At 59.5% G+C, this 16,521-nt stretch carries 5 protein-coding genes; all 5 read left to right on the top strand.

Annotation, left to right across the window (positions count from 1 at the left end; translation table 11 throughout):
* Nucleotides 1-91: 91 nt before the first annotated feature.
* The 5 genes from PIN01S_RS11960 to PIN01S_RS26360 all read left to right on the top strand — a co-directional run bounded on the left by PIN01S_RS11960 (nucleotide 92) and on the right by PIN01S_RS26360 (nucleotide 16,510).
* A complete protein-coding gene (locus tag PIN01S_RS11960) occupies nucleotides 92-967 on the top strand; it encodes a peptidylprolyl isomerase (RefSeq protein WP_084335897.1) in 876 nt (291 codons plus the stop codon).
* Entirely contained in the window at nucleotides 954-1,820 is an 867-nt protein-coding gene (locus tag PIN01S_RS11955) for a peptidylprolyl isomerase (RefSeq protein WP_139198577.1), read from the top strand. The genes PIN01S_RS11960 and PIN01S_RS11955 overlap by 14 nt, the downstream gene beginning before the upstream one ends.
* A gap of 232 nt (nucleotides 1,821-2,052) precedes the next feature.
* Nucleotides 2,053-9,105, top strand: a complete 7,053-nt coding sequence (locus tag PIN01S_RS11950) for a thrombospondin type 3 repeat-containing protein (protein ID WP_084335895.1) — start codon at nucleotides 2,053-2,055, stop codon at nucleotides 9,103-9,105.
* A 21-nt stretch (nucleotides 9,106-9,126) separates the two neighbouring features.
* Nucleotides 9,127-15,735, top strand: a complete 6,609-nt coding sequence (locus tag PIN01S_RS11945; protein ID WP_084335894.1) for a hypothetical protein — start codon at nucleotides 9,127-9,129, stop codon at nucleotides 15,733-15,735.
* Nucleotides 15,719-16,510 carry a hypothetical protein gene (locus PIN01S_RS26360; RefSeq protein WP_139198652.1) on the top strand — a complete coding sequence of 264 codons (792 nt, stop codon included), beginning with the start codon at nucleotides 15,719-15,721 and terminating at the stop codon, nucleotides 16,508-16,510. The genes PIN01S_RS11945 and PIN01S_RS26360 overlap by 17 nt, the downstream gene beginning before the upstream one ends.
* Nucleotides 16,511-16,521 lie beyond the last annotated feature (11 nt).

Here is a 16,521-nt window from a genome sequence, read left to right as displayed (position 1 = left end):
ATTGTGAGCGACGTCACGACCTTGATCGTGGCCGACCTGTATATCGCAGCCGCGATTAAAAGGAATTTGACCTTATAAAGGTGGTGATCCCATGAAGCAGTTCCAACGCCTCGCCCTGGCGACCTCCCTCCTGGCTCTGACCCTGGCGGGCTGCGACTCCGGTGGCGATTCCATCGCCGTGGTGAACGGCAAACCCGTTTCTCAGGAACGCTTCGATGCCTACCTGAAACTCAAGCGTGTGCCCACGCAGAACAGCGAATGGGTCGAGCGCGAACTCGATGAGTATCTTGAGCGCGAAGGTTTGGCCGGCCAGATCGAGGCCCAGGGCTTGCTGCCGGTGGAGCAGGTCGAGGCGGAAGTCGCCGAGTTCCGCAAGCAAATGCTCATCAGCCGTTACTTCGAGGAGTTCCTGCGCGAGCGGGTCACCGACGAGGCGGTGCGCAATTTCTACGCGACCAACCCCGACCAGTTCCAGGCGAGGAAGGTCCATGTCGCCCATATCCTGCTGCGTACCAATCCCGGCATGAGCGACGGCGAGCGCCAAGCCTTGCTGACCCGTGCCCAAGAGGTTTACTCGCGGGCGAAGGCCCAGGAAGACTTCGGCGCGCTGGCCAAGCAATTCTCCGAAGACCAGCTTTCCGCCCAACAGGACGGCGATCTGGGCTGGTTGCAGGAAGGCGCCATCGACCCGACCTTCAGCACCAAGGTGTTTTCCATGAAGGCCGGTGAGTTGTCGGAGCCGGTGGTCACGCCATTCGGCTTCCACGTCATCAAGGTCATCGAGGGGCCGCAGGTGATCAAGCAGCCGTTCGAGGCGGTGAGCGGCGACATCCGCTATCGACTGCGCCAGGAGGCCAAGCAGGCCGAGCTGGACCGTCTGAAGCAGGCCGCGAAGATCGAGAAGAAAGAGAAGCCGGAAGCCGAGAAGACCGCAGCCAAGGACGACGAAAAACGTGCAGACAGTTAAGTGGGCCTTGGGCTGTGCCATCGCCGGCCTGCTCCTGAGCGGATGCAAGGAAGACTCGCGGGAGGCCTTGCGGGACGTTCCCGTCGAGCCATCCGCGACCCTGGTGACCGTTGAGGGAACGCCCATCACTCGGGCCCAACTGGAGCAGACGATCGAGCGCACGCTGGGCGACTCCGCACCTCTCGTGGCCAATGAAGAGGTGGAGCGCAAGATCCTTGAGAGCCTGGTGAGCAGCCGGTCCATGGCGCTGCTGGCCGAGCGTGAACTGAGCGCTTCCGAGCGCGAACAGTTGGAACTCAAGACCCTGGCATACCGGGAAGAGCTGCTGGTGCGGCACTACCTGCAGGCCCATGCCACGCCGGAGCCGGTTACCACCGAAGCGGTGGCTCAGTATTACGAGCGCCACCCCGAGGAGTTCGGCGGCGGTATCGAGAAAAGCTTCGAGATCATCGCCAGCTCCGGCGAACTCGACGAGAAACAGCGGACCGAACTGATCGGACTGCTCAGCGGTGCCGAGGTGAAAGGCCAGGACTGGGCCGCTCTGGTAGCCGGCTGGCGTGCGGCCGGCAGACCGCTGGAATACCGGCAGAACCGACTGAAGATCGAATTGCTGGACCAGCCGTTGCGTAGCCTGGTGGAGCCGACAGCCGTGGGCTCCATTGCACCGTTGTATGCCGATGGGCAGTTGCTGCTGGTCCGGGTAACCGGCGAGGAGCGCTTGCCGGGCAAGCCCTTGGCCGAGGTAAGCGGCCTCATTCGCGAAAGACTGGCGCCCCAGGCCCTGAAAGCCGCGGTGAAGGCCTTGAGCGAGCAAGCGATAAAACAAGTGAACGTGCAATACAGCTCGCACTGAGAGCCTGTTCAAAGGCCCGCGAGCTAGAGCCCTGCAAGGCGAAAACAGATAAGGAAGCGGAGTTTACGCGCTGTAAATGAGCATTCCGAGTCTGTTTTTAACGCAGCAGGGCCGACGCGCAGCAGTCTTTGAACAGGCTCTGAGACGAGCGATGCCAACTACGGCCGTCATTTCGCCGGCCGGTTCAAGGGACAGCGGCAGGGCAGCCTGTATCTGAGCGGATGGAAAAGCTATGGGGATGCTGAAGGGGGAGGTCAGGCAGAGCCGGCTGCTGGCGGGGTTGGCTTGGCTGCTGCTATGCGCCGGAAGTCTGGCCCAGGCGGCGGATGCCTGCCGTGCCGTTTTCAGCGGCGGTTTGCAGACCCATGGCAGCGGCGGTGTCGTCTTCCAGTGGGGCGCACAACTGCTGGGCAACACCAACCCAGTGATCGATACCCGCAGTGTGCGGAACCCGTGGGGTACGCCCACGTGCGGTACGCAAAACTGCCAGGCCAGCGGTTTCGACGCATCCTCCCTGAACCTGGCGCTGCCAAATATCGTCGCGCAGCACGACCTGCGCGTGAATTACCTAGGGAATGGCGAAGCGGGTGGCGAGGCGCTGAATCGCTACCGCTCCATTACTCTGGATGCCGGTGCCACCCTGAGCTTCAACCCACGGCATCAGGCCTATTACATCCAGAGGCTCAGCCTCGCCTACGGTGCCAAGGTCACGCTGGCACCGGGGCGCTATTGGATCGGCCAGTTGGACATGGCCGCCAACAGCCAACTGCGTGTGGCGGGCGGAACCGCCAAGGTGATGCTGGGCAGCAGTCTCAACCTGCCTTTCCATGCCCGCGTCAATGGCGTCGATGACGGTTCGGGAACGCCAGAGTTCCTGCAGCTCTTCGTCCTTGGCGATCTCAACCTGGAGTCTTCCGCCGCGGTCAATGCGCTGGCCTACGTCGAAGGCGACTATCGTGCCGCCTTCGCCGCCCGTTTCAACGGCGCGCTCAATGCCCGTTCGGCGGAACTCGGCACCGCCGCTCGCATCGAGAACCGTCCGGCCGCCATCGCGACGCTACCCTGGAACAGCCAGTGCCAGGAGCGGGGCGATCTGGATAGCGACGGCCTGATCGACCTGTTCGACGACGACACCGATGGCGATGGCTACGACGACGAACGAGAGCGTGTCGCCGGCAGCGACATGCGTGATGCCCAGAGCACGCCGGGCGTACCGCCACCCGCTACCCAGCCGAATCTCTGCGTGGCGGCTTTCGCCAAGGGCTTGCAGACCCACGCCAGCGATGGTCGCATCGGTTTCGGCTTCAACGCGCAATTGCGCGATGGGCCGACGGCATACCTTCCGGCCATGCGCGTCGACAACAGCTTTGCGTCGGTCGTTCGCAGTTGCGGCAGCAGCGATTGCCAGGCCAGCTTCACGCCAGCCCGGGTGCCGGCCATGCCGGCGTTCCTCAAGACGACCGACGGCTTTCGCCAGGACGTGCCTTTCGCTGGCAGTGTGACGCTCGACGGCAGTCGCAAGGAGTGGGCTCGCCTGACGGTGGGTGGCCTGGCCAGTGCGCGTTTCACGACCGCCGGCAGCTACCGGTTGCGCGAGCTGGAAGTCGGCTACCGGGGCACACTGGAGCTGGCGCCGGGGGACTATTGGATCGAGAAGCTGATCGTCGGCACCGAAGCCCGTATCCTGCCCCTGGCTGGCAGCGGTACCGTTCGCCTGCACGTGCTGAACAACCTCGATCTGCCGTGGCAGGCCCGCCTCAATGCCACCGGCTACGAACAACCAGGCGATCCGTCCCGCTTGCTGGTGTTGGCCGAAAATGGCGTCACCCTGGCCTCCAGCACGACGGTAGCGGGTTTCATCTATGCCCGTGGCAATCTCACCCAGCAGTATGGGGCCTTGCTGTACGGCGGTGCCGTGGCGGCCAATCTGTCGCTGGATACCCTGGCGCGTACGCACTTCAACGCCGCTGCCCTGACCAAGGTCGACTTCGGTTTGTTGTGCGATCTGGATGGCGACGGTATCGGCGACAACCAGGACGAAGACCGCGACGGCGACGGCATCTCCAACGAATATGAAGAGCAGGTCGGGACCAACCCGGACGACCCTGCCAGCGTGCCGCCGGATGCCGATCGCGACGGCATCCCCGATAGCCTCGATGACGACCGCGACGGTGACGGCGTACCCAATGCCCAGGACGCTTTCCCGGATGATCCGTCCGAGAGCAAGGACACCGATGGTGACGGCATCGGCGACAACCGGGACGAGGACCGCGACGGCGACGGCATTTCCAACGCCTACGAGGAACAGCTCGGTACCGACCCTGACGACCCGGCCAGCAAGCCGGCGGACCTGGATCAGGACGGTATCCCGGACGCCCTGGACGATGATCGTGATGGCGACGGCGTGCCCAATGCCGAAGACGAATTGCCGGACGATCCCACCGATAGCAAGGACCTGGACAAGGACGGCATCGGCGACAAGACCGACCCCGATATCGACGGTGACAATGTTCCGAACGATCAGGACGCCTTCCCCCGCGACCCCACCGAGAGTCGCGACACCGACGGTGATGGGGTGGGCGATAACAGCGATCCGGATATCGATGGCGACGGCGTGCCCAACGGTATCGACGCCTTCCCGTTCGATCCCCTCGAGAGCAAGGACACCGACGGAGACGGTATCGGCGACAACGCCGATAGCGATCGTGACGGCGATGGTTACTCCAACGATCTGGAACAGCAGGTCGGAACCGACCCCGATGACGCCTCCAGCAAGCCGGCGGATCTGGATCAGGACGGCATCCCGGACGTATTGGACGACGACCGCGACGGCGATGGCGTAGCCAACGACGAGGACGAGCTGCCGGACGATCCCACTGACAGCAAGGACCTGGACAAGGACGGTATCGGCGACAGCTCAGACCCCGACATCGACGGCGATGGCGTGTCCAACGAAGAGGACGCCTTCCCCCGGGACCCTGCGGAAAGCAAGGATCTGGATGGGGACGGCATTGGTGACAACGCGGATACCGACCGCGATGGCGACGGCTACTCCAACGACGATGAAAGCCAGTTCGGCAGCGATCCCGACGATGCCACGAGCAAGCCGGCCGACCTGGATGGCGACGGTATACCCGATGGCCGGGACGAGGATATCGACGGCGATGGCGTGGCCAACGAGCAGGACGCCTTCCCGCGCGACCCCACGGAAACCAGCGATCTGGATGGCGACGGTATTGGCGACAATGCCGACCCGGACGTCGATGGCGATGGCGTAGCCAACGCCGACGATGCCTTCCCGCGCGATCCGGCGGAAAGCCAGGACACCGACGGCGACGGCCAGGGCGACAACAGCGATCCGGACATCGATGGCGATGGCGTGATCAACGATCAGGATGCCTTCCCGTTCGATCCGACCGAAACCAAGGACACCGATGGCGACGGCATCGGCGACAACACGGATGACGACCGCGACGGCGACGGCATTTCCAACGCCTACGAAGAACAGCTCGGCACCAACCCCGATGACCCGGCCAGCAAGCCGGCGGATCTGGACGGCGACGGCGTACCGGATGCCTTGGACGATGATCGTGACGGCGACGGCGTGCCCAATGACGAGGACGAACTGCCGGACGATCCGACTGACAGCAAGGACCTCGATAAAGACGGCATCGGCGACAAGACCGACCCCGATATCGATGGCGATGGCGTCGCCAACGAGGACGATGCCTTCCCCCGTGACGCGACGGAAAGCAGGGACACCGACGGTGACGGTATTGGCGACAACGCCGACCCGGACATCGACGGCGACGGCGTGCCCAACGGCAACGATGCCTTCCCGCTGGACCCGACGGAGAGCAAGGACACCGACGGCGATGGCATCGGCGATAACGCCGACCCGGACCGTGACGGCGATGGATTCTCCAACGAAGAGGAAATCCAGCTGGGCAGCGATCCGGACGATGCGACGAGCAAGCCGGCGGACCTGGATGGCGACGGCATTCCGGATGCCCGCGACGACGATATAGACGGCGATGGCGTCGCCAATGCCGAGGACGCCTTCCCGCGCGATCCGAGCGAGAGTGCGGACCTCGACCGGGACGGCGTCGGCGACAACAGCGACCCGGACATCGACGGCGACGGCGTGGCCAATGGGGACGATGCCTTCCCGCGCGACCCTGCCGAAAGCAAGGACACCGACGGTGACGGCATCGGCGACAACGCCGACCCGGACATCGACGGCGACGGTGTGCCCAACGGCGACGATGCTTTCCCGCTGGACCCGGCTGAGAGCAAGGATACCGACAGCGATGGCATCGGCGACAACGCCGACCCGGACCGTGACGGCGATGGCTATTCCAACGAAGAGGAAATCCAGCTGGGCAGCGATCCGGACGATGCGGCGAGCAAGCCGGCGGACCTGGATGGCGATGGCATTCCGGATGCCCGTGACGACGACATCGATGGCGACGGTGTGGCCAATGCCGACGACGCCTTCCCACGCGACCCGACCGAAAGCCATGACCTGGACAAGGATGGCATCGGCGATAACAGCGACCCGGACATCGACGGCGACGGTTTCAGCAATGCCGAGGAAACGGCGGCCGGCAGCGACCCGCGTGATGCCGCCAGCGTGCCGGACCGCGAGGGACCGGAGTTGGTCATCGATGGGCCGGACGTCATCAACGTCAACGAGGACAGTGTCAGCCTGCGGGGCAGCGTGAGCGATGCCGGAAAAGGCGTCGATCGCCTGGTGCTCGTCTCGGACCGCTTCCCCGGCACACCGTTCGCCGTGACCCTGCAAGGCAGCCAATGGACGGCCAGCGTCCCGTTGCTCGAAGGCACCAACCTGCTGACCCTGACCGCCTACGACAAGGCGGGCAACAGCACCCAGCGCACGCGCACGGTGGAGCGCCAGCCGGCAGCCAGCGATATTGGTCTGGTCATCACTTTCCCGGCGCAGAGCGCGACGGTGAAGGAGGCGGCCCTGGTGGTACGCGGCACCCTGCGCAGCGACAGGCCGGCCCAGCGACTGGAGGTCCTGGTCAATGGCCAGGCGGCGACTCTCGCGCCGACCGCGCAGGTCACGGAATTTACCTTCCAATCCGCCACGCTTACCCTGCAGCCGGGGCCGAATACCCTGACCATCCAGGGGTGGGTCGACCAGCGCAGCGTGCAACGCTCGGTATTGGTCACCTACCAGCCGCCGCAGACCAGTTTCGCGCCGCCTCGATTCGATAACCTCTCGCCCCAGGACGGTGCCCAACTGTCCGGCAGCGGGTTCGTATTCAGCGGCCAGATCGTCGCCGAAGCGGGGTTGGAGCGGGTCAGCCTGAATGGCCGGAATCTGGCCTTGCGCCAGTCGGGCATGCAGGTTCTCGATCTGCGTGAGCCCCTGACGGTACCGGCAGGCCAGCCCGGCTTCGAGGCGGAGCTGGTCGCCCGCGACCTTGCCGGCCAGGAAACCCGCCGGCGGCTCAGCTGGACGCTGGATCAGCAGCCGCCGCAAATCATCCTCGACCAGCCCCTGGTGGAATTGCCGGCGCAGAACCGCGTCAGCGAGCATCCCTACCCAGTTCGCGGAACCTTGCGCGAGAGCAATCCGGCGAGCTTCCAGGTCAATGGCCAGGACGTCACCCTCGAGCCCGGTGCTCAGGCCGGTGAGTTCCGCTTCGCCACGCAACTGAGCCTGCCGATCGGCAAGCCCGCCAGCCTGGTGCTGGAAGCCCGCGACCAGGCCGGTAACCAACTGCGCCGCGAGTACAGCCTGGAGCTGTTCGCCCAGGCGGCAATCGCCTGGGTGCTACCCACCGAAGGTACCGAGCTGCTCGATCTCGGCCAGCCCATCTCGCTGCAAGTGGCGGCCCGGATCGAGGACCTGACCGGGCAACTGGTGCCTCGCGCGCTGCTGCTATCCGCCAGTGGCGATACGCTGGCCGACGCCATTCTGACCGGCGATACCACGCTGAAGAGCGCCATGCTGCAGGTTCCCGCCCAGAGCGGCCAATACCGGCTGCTGGCCGTGCTCCAGGATGGCAGCCAGCAGGTGGTGGCTCAGAGCAGTCGCACCATCAGTGTGGTCACCCCGCAACAGGTCCCGGTCGCCCTCGAACGCATCGCACCAGCCAATGGCGAGAGCGGCGCCGATCCGAACGAGTTCATCAGCCTCTATTTCAACCAGGCCATCGACATTTCCAAGCTCGACCTGAAAGTCTTCGAGACCGCCAACGGCAAGACCTACGTGGACCTCGATGCGCTGGGCACCAGCGAGCTGGAGGCGAAGGGCTACCAGTTGGTGGACGTCAACCGCAACTACCAGGCGGTGCCCGGCAAACTCGCCGAGCTGCCCGGCAGCCAAGTGGTGGCGTTCTACCCCGAGCGAGACATCGCCTACAACGCCGAGGTATCGGTGGAAGTGCGCTACGACGGCCAGGAGCTGGAGCGCATCCGCTACCGCACCCGACCGTTGCCGACCTTCATCGCCGGGGTGCTGCTCGACCAGTTGCAGCAGCCGATCCCGAACGTGGAAGTGCGTATCGAAGGCCTGGAGCGCAGCACCCGCACCAACCGCGATGGCGCCTTCAACTTCGGATATGGCGACAGCGCCGAGCGCAACATTCCCGGCGGTCGCTATACGCTCCTGCTGAACCCGGGCCAGGGCAATCGCGGCTACGGCTCGGACAGTCGCGAGATCAGTATCCAGCAGGGCGTGCGCAACGAACTGGGCCATCTGCAACTGGCACAGCTCAACCTGTCGCTGCCGTACGTGCCGTTGCGTGGCGGCCGGACGTTCAGCCTGGTGGACGGCGAATACAAACTCGACCTGAGCAACGCCTCCCTGCAATTCCCCGATGGTCGGCAGGGCGGAGACGTGCATGTGCAGATGCTGCAGTTCAGCGAATTGCCGTACCCGGTCGAGCCGTTGGCCATGCCCTACTGGATGTATGCCATCCAGCCGGCCGGCATCACCGTCCAGGGCGAGTTCAGCATCGACCTCGCGGCCCTGAAACTCGGCGACTCCTACGAATACCTGCCGGAAAACGGCGGCTACGTGGCCATCGTCGGTTTCGATCGAGAGGCGCGCCGGGTGGTGCCGGTGGGCGCGGGAGTCATCGACAACCTGCGTATCCGCAGCCAGGGCCCGCTGGCCGTGGACAACCTCGACCTGATCGGCTTCGCCCTCGCCGATGCGCAACTGCAGGACGCGCTGAAGGCCTACGCCGACGGCAGCCTCAACCTGCGGCAACTCCAAGCCGAATTCTACCGTGTGAACCAGAGCCGCTGAGGCGGCTCAAGGACCCCTGAAATGGATGTACTGGCCATGTCCCGACGCCTCTTTCCCCGACTCGCCGACCTGACCCGTGGGCTGCTGCCGCGCCTCCTGCTCGCTGCGATGCTGGGAGGCGGAGCCACATCGGCCAGCGCCTTCGGCCTGCTCTCGCTGCCGGGGATCTACATCCCGCAGACCTACTACAAGTTCGGCGCGGTCTACACGCGGGCCATCGTACCCGGCCCGAACAACCGGCCGGTCTACGTGGAATACGACAGCAGCGGCCGAGAGGCGCGGGAGATCGGCGAAGCGCTGGGCGCCTACGAGCGGGCCCAGGTGATGCCGGCGGCCTCCTTCCGGGCGCTGGTACAGCGCCTGGCCGAAGTCCGCCAGCAGCACCCGGAAAGCCGCGTCATGACCGCGCAACAATACCGCGGCACGAGCTTCCGGACGGTGGACGGCAAGGCCATCGACAAACCCGAACTGATGGGCATCACCAAGACCGTGGTGGTGCGCCCGGACACCCAACTGTTCAGCGCGCAAGGCAAGGACCTGATCCTGCTGGAACTGTCGATCAAGGACGGCGTGACGGTGTCCTCGTCCAGCCAGTCCCTGCTGCTGTCGGAAGCGGGCGACCTGCTGCACCAGACGGCCAACACCATCGGCCTGCGGGTGGGCTTCTTCGGCCAGGACGGCCGGGTGGCCGACACCCTGCGGCGCAAGCCCGACGACAAGATCTACGGCGCGCTGCCGGGCGTCCCGGTGACCCTGGGTGGGTTCATCACCGGCGGCTACGCGGTGACCGACAACGACGGCAAGTACCGGATGAACTACTTCCTGCCGGCGTGCCCGGGGTTCTACTTCGAATACACCACGCCGGCGTACCTGGAACTGCAATACAAGCGCTTCAACCCGCGCGGCGGGTCGTACATGCCGTACTACCTGACCAAGATCGACTACGACAGCTGCAACGGCCTGGGCGTCTGGAGCCTGGCTGCGACCTTCGTCACCCTGACGGCGGCAACGCCGATGAAAAGCGCGATGGACTTTCCCATCGACCTGATGGTGCTGGACGGCGCGGCCAAGGTGCGCAACGCCACCCTGGGCGAGAAAACCGAATACCGCAGCGAAACCGCCGAACGCGGGCGCTACCTGCAACAACGCTACGACTTCGACGGCGACGAGACACCGGACTACGTGGTCCCGGGCAAGAAAGTCACCCGCGAGATAGACGGCGAACAGAAAACCGTCTTCGTCACCACCCCGCTGGAACAGGCCGAACTGCAAGGCATCTACCTGTCCAGCCGGCACGAGGGCGTCCCGTCCGACACCGAAGAAACCGCCCCGGACTTCACCCGCCTGATCGACACCGCCCCCGACTTCCAGGACCGCGGCCTGCTCAAGACCATCAGCAAGGACGACCTGCGCGACACCGACATCTACGTGTTCCGCGAATCCAACGGCCAACTGGTGGCCGAACGCCGTGGCCTGCACGAAGACGAACTGTACAAGAACTACTCCGGGGTGGACGAACAGGACGGCGCCTTCCGCTACACCATCCAACTGCGCGGCTCGGTGGAAAACTACTACGCCCTGAGCACCTACCGGGGCGAAGCCAACTTCACCCGCTGGCAGAGCGCAGGCGGCTTCAAGGAAGAATTCCAGCGGCGCACCGCCAACCACCTCAAGGCCGGCGAAGTGGTACGCATCATCGCCATCAACCGCCCGACCGGCTACATGGGCAGCGTCAAACTGCAACTGCAATCGGCGACGGCCAGCGGCAACCTGCTGAACTTCCCCGGGCAACGCATCGAAATGGGCCCGCCGAACCTGAAAGTCTGGGCCGAACGGCGGAACAAGATCGAAGCGGGCATGACCCGAGGCGAAGAAAAGAAACACCTGATCGGCAACGAAGGCGCAGGCCTGGGCAGCGACATCAGCATCGCCATCTACAGCGACTGGATCGACCAGGACGGCAGCCCGTTGCCGGAAGAACTGGGCGACTACGGCTACACCGGCCGGCTGGCGAAAATCGTCGCGGCCAACCAACTGGCCCCGGTGGGGGCGAACAACCTGTCGCAGTTCGCCATCAAACCGGGCCGACAGGTGCAAGTCATCCACCTGCCGGAAAAGGTCCTGGCCAAGCAACACCTCTACCTGCAAGTGGCCGGCCAGCCGAGCAACCGCAACCCGGACTTCTCCTCCAACGGCCAGGCCAGCGGCCTCCTCAAATACCGCCCGACGCACTACGTCCCGGTGAAAGTCCCGCTGCATGACGAAGAAGCCAGCGAACTGTCACGCCAGGCCTACCGCAAGGCAGAAAAGGACAACCCGGACCTGGAGCTGAAGAAACCCGAACCGCTGTACGCCTGGCAGTACCGGCCGGAGTTGCAGTTCAGTTTGTATGAGTTGAATGTGAAGGAGGTTCGTAAGATCGACGCCAAAGAGCGTATTGATCTTATCTACCAAGACAAGAAACCGACGATAGCAAGCTCTGATCAATTACTGGAGTTTTTCTATGATCTGCTTAAACCAGAAGTCGGTGAATTGGAGGCTTGGAGCTATACGGGAGGAAAGGAACTTGTCCTTGCCGTAGGTGAGGAAGAGGTGAAGGTGACCTTTGGTAGGGATCAGGCGCTAAAGTTTGAGAATTTGGAACATTTGGCTTTTCTGGATGTCGATGATTTTCTTGCGGTCCGGCTCTATTCAAATAATGACCAAGGGAATACTTTGCTGGAGTGGGCGTTTGAATATCTAAGCGTATTTCCCAATGCGGACGACGAGATTAATGATCGTGGCGAGTATTATTATGTCAGTGCGGATCATCCTCAGGTAGAGATGATGGCAATATTGGCCGGATATTATACGCGCAAGGAATCCGCTAAGAAGCCGGAGACTGTAGTTTGGAGCGTAGATGGTGCCGGGTCGATGTCTCCACAGGTCACTACATCTGACGATACGGGAATATTTACGTCAAAGGTCACCATGCCCACCTCTGCTGGTAGTCGCGGACGTGTATATGCAACATTGCGAGACGGCGATGCCAAGGCTTATTACAAAGAAATAATTGTTGTGCCGGGAGAGGCGGCACAAATCACTGCTAGTTTCTCTGGTGGTTTGTTCAGTGGAGGTATTGGAGAGCTGGTAGCTGACATCGTTGTGACAGATCGTTACGGTAATGAAGTGCTTCAGGGGGCCAGCGCCGATTTTGCAATCGAAGGGCAGGGTCGTTTACTGAAGGATGGTGCCTCCCTTATCAGTGGTAGGGCTAGAGCTGTTATACAAGGGGCCAGGAATCCAGGCTCGGATAATTATCTAGTCGTCCGGGTCAATGGTATCGAAAAGAAGTTTTCCTATAACGTCGGATCGTTCCGTGCCAAACCCGAAGTTAAGGATGTCTATGAAAATACAGAAGTTGCTCTTTCATTCTCCCTCGAAGGTTTGGACATAAAGAATTTCAAGCCAGAAAATTTTCAGGTTGAAGTCGATAAAGGACTGCTTCTTGATTCAGTTGGAAAGATTGAGAATAACAAGCTGATCTATCGATGGCACACAGGGTACGTGCCTGGAAATGCAACGGTATCTTTTAGCGATGGTACAGGTGATCGTAGTGTTCAGGCCTACAAGGTACTTCCTGACCTGAATGGGCGATTTGTTAATAAGAAGTCTGTTGCATTGGTTGTAGGGGCACGAAGTGGCGAGCTGTCCTACCGACGCATGAATGGCGAGCTATTGCAGGTGCCGGTACTCCACACCGATGACCTTATTATCAAGGGGCAACCGGGAGAGAGTATAGAAATTAAGCTAGGAAATTTTGCTAACCCGAACAAAGAGACCCTGGTCTCCCTCACGCCCAGTGATATGGAACGTGGGCATTTCGTTCAAGGAGGGCGTCTGATTGCCCTGTCCACGGGTTTTCGATATCAGCTGAGTGCGTTTGATAATTTACCCGCTGCCCTCAATTACAAGGGGTATCCGCTCGTACTACAAGGGACCGAAGCACTTGAGCAAGCAGCCTCAGAAGGCGGGATAGATATCAGTCTGACTTATGAGTTGGCCAAGGCTGGACATCTATTTTCTTGGAAGGACCTGTTTGTTCTTGAGCAGCTTGATAATGAGTTGGTTATTACCTACAAGTCCGCTGATGGCCAGTTCAAAGAGCATAAGGTTGAACTTCCAGGGGCGTTGGCGCCCCGCGAACTACGCCTGACAATCCAAGGGCGTCGCCTTGATTACCAACTGGGTGAGCGCACGGGGTTCGTTGAGCTGGACGAAGGCGTCATAGCATCGGCAGAAAGAGATATACGCATCTTGGCTACGCAAGGCGCATTACTGAGGCAGCTCCATGTCAGTAAGCGAGGGGCAGAGCCTCTGCTGCAAGTGAACGGAAGCTCACAGAATCAGCTCATTACCTTGGATGAGAATGGTCGTGGCAATCTGCGGGTGACTTCGGTAACCACTTCGTTGGGAGGGCCGGTTCGGCAGGTTCCGCTCCTGGTAGCTGACAATCAAGTGACAATTGCGCTGTATGAGGAGAACGCTGCGTTGAGCCTACTGACTCCAATTCTGGAGTTGAAGGGAGTCAACTTAGATGATGTTCGAGCTGTCTTGGGTCGTGATGTGCGATCGGTCAGTGCGATTTCGCCACAGGTCGCGCTTGCCTCAAATATTTTGCAAAGCTCGGTGGCCGACAATAGCAAGGCTGCTGCATTGTTCGACGTGTTCACCAGCCTGCCCGAGGGTCGACACCTCATACCGCATCGGCAGGTCATGATTGAGTTCCTCAAAGGCCAGCTACCTTCCGAATTCATCTCCGGTTATATCGATGAGCTTCATAGTGTGATCCTACAGCGCCAATCCTCTGGCTTGTCCGAAGGTTACAAGCGCATGGTGGGCGTTCTTGTCATGTCAGAGATGATTGCCGCTAATTCAGCCTCCCTAGACTTGGTATACCAATCCGTACGCGATGCAAAAGATCTACAGCTTTGGCTGGACTGGATGGCAATGCCAGCTAATGGTTGGGCTCTTTTCCAACCACCAACCCCGGATGTTGAGCAGAGCTGCACGTCAAACGTGGAGTATGTGCTTGATGACGCGCTCAAGGTACCCGTCAATCCGTGCCGACTGAATGGGGCGCAGTTCGGTGAGTGGCTGTCCGATTTCGCTACCATTAGTCCAGATTTCGCGAGCGATCCTGGAGCCTTGCGTGAGCAGCTTTCTACTATTTACGAGAGTTTGGCCAGTTCAAATTATGAAATTCGTACAAGCTTATTTGGGGGTAATCAGCAGGTGGTTACTGCTTGGGACCCGACTAGCCTTTTGATACAGAAAAGCCACGCTGCTTTACCGTTGGCCGCACCAATCATTTTGCGGTTGATGGTACGAGTCGCCATGAAGCTGGCTGTTAAATTAGGTAAAAATGCAGCTAGGAATCTGGTCAAGTTTGCCTTGGGTAAGTCCAATTACCGAGTGCATCCGATGGTTTTTTTGCTTGCTGCTGGTTATCTCTACGATCAGATCGAGAGTGAGGCCCTAAAGACAGAGAACTCAGATGCTCGTGCGAAATTCTGGAGTACCTTGGCTCTTTTTGCTGGACGGTTAGCGCTGGAGAACGGCGGTGATGGAGTGATTAATATAGAGGAAACATTACAGGAGGAAGGAGGTTATAACTGCCGAATATTTAATTTTAGTCATGGCAATATGTATGAGATTGTGATGATTGCATTTTATCAGGCCATGGGTAAAAAGATTGTAGAGCTAGATAGGCCGGTTAAGGTTCCGCTTTATGGTCGTCATGAACTTATACGTAAGCCTGATATCGAACTGAAAGGTTCATCTGCCAATGTATGGATCGAATTGAAATCGGTACAGGCTGCTCCCTCTTACCGTGGGGATGATCAACAGTTACCCCGCAAAGATGAATTCCTTAAGAGGTTTCCTGCTTTTAATGCCGCTAAGCGTTTTGCCATTGAAAGGGGCGATTTGGAAGAGAAACGTTCGGGCAGTAACGAGTACCATAAGCAATTTGTGCTAGATAGAATTGCAGCTTATGGACTTGATAGTGACGGTGAACGTATTGGTCTCGCAGGGGGAATGCACTGGAGGTTTCAGAAATGGAAGCCGAAATTAATTCGTTATAAACGACCTGTTGCAGGAAAGAAGGTTGCGGGCAATGGGTATCCAATGACAACTGGTGTGCGCGGTGAGTCGGGAACATATTTAGGGCTTTTGAAAGAGCATTTTGCTAAACCTCCTATAGAAGAAAGAGATTTTCGAAAGCTGTTGGGTTTGGATAGTAAGGGTGTTAAACAGCGAGCATTCGAAACTACTCAGATTCCGGCCATCTTTCGAGACCCAGTTGCGCAGGATCTGCTAGATACTTTGGATGATCTTGATGACTATTTTATCCGGGAAGTTATGGGGAGAATGGGCTACTCTTCAGAGCAGATGCAGCAAATAAAGCGCTATGTTGATAGCTTGGATGCTATTCAAGAGCGTATTGAGGCTGTCGAGTCATGGGTGGATAAGGTAAAAGCTGTATTTCATTTGGATATTGAAGATGAGGTAATGGAGATCATCCAGGAAAAGGGTGAGGAAATTGCCGAAAAGGTGGGATTCGGAGGGTCTTGTGAGTCAGCATATTGAAGCTACACGACGTGTTTTTGATGAGAGTTGCGCGCTGAATTCAGAAGGAAGAAAACTCTATTATAAGGAGTTGGTGTCTTTTGTTCGGGAGTGGTTGATAAGTCTTCCTGAGGATTATGCTCCGTATCTGAAGACTCTATTTTTTCAGGGGTTATTGCCTGAGGAACATGAAAAGGCAATGCGCGCAATGGAGCCGCTATTGATTTGTTTGTGTGCTCCTTCTATCGATAGAGAGTTTATTGTTTCAATTTTTCGGGAATACCCTATTTATTGCGCGGCTCATGCGGTGGAACTTTTTCGGGTGCACTTCGACCCAAACGAGGAAGAGAAGTGGGGGGAAGTTATTCAGCGATATCGCTATGTTGTGGAATGTTTGGCTGACCAAAGGGTTCCGTGGCTTGAAGATCCAGAGGAGGCCGGCCGATTCCCTTTCTTGAGGCTTTATGTAAGGGTCTTTGCTAAGTTGCACAACGGTACTTCAGCTTCTCAGACTGTCGGGGCAACAATGCTCGATTATGTCGAATCTCAATTTGAGAAGGTAAAAGACCTACCGGCAAGTCAGGAGTTTTTGCTGTCGCTTCGGAAGCGGCTCACAGCACTGCTGGCCGGAGAAGCTGACAATCCTGAGCTGGTTTATAGTGACCCCGTTCTATTAGAATTTCTCAATCGTTATTCCAGTAAACAGTTGCCTCCTTCTTTGCAGTTGATGGTTGAGGAAATTTATTCGGGATTGTCACATCATATTGATTTTTTTAATGGTGAGATTAAGTATTAGGCGGGTATTGC

This window comes from Pseudomonas indica NBRC 103045 (assembly GCF_002091635.1).
GTDB lineage: Bacteria > Pseudomonadota > Gammaproteobacteria > Pseudomonadales > Pseudomonadaceae > Pseudomonas_M > Pseudomonas_M indica.
The sequence above is the reverse complement of the archived record's forward strand: the minus strand, read 5'-3'. Positions and strand labels throughout refer to the sequence as shown.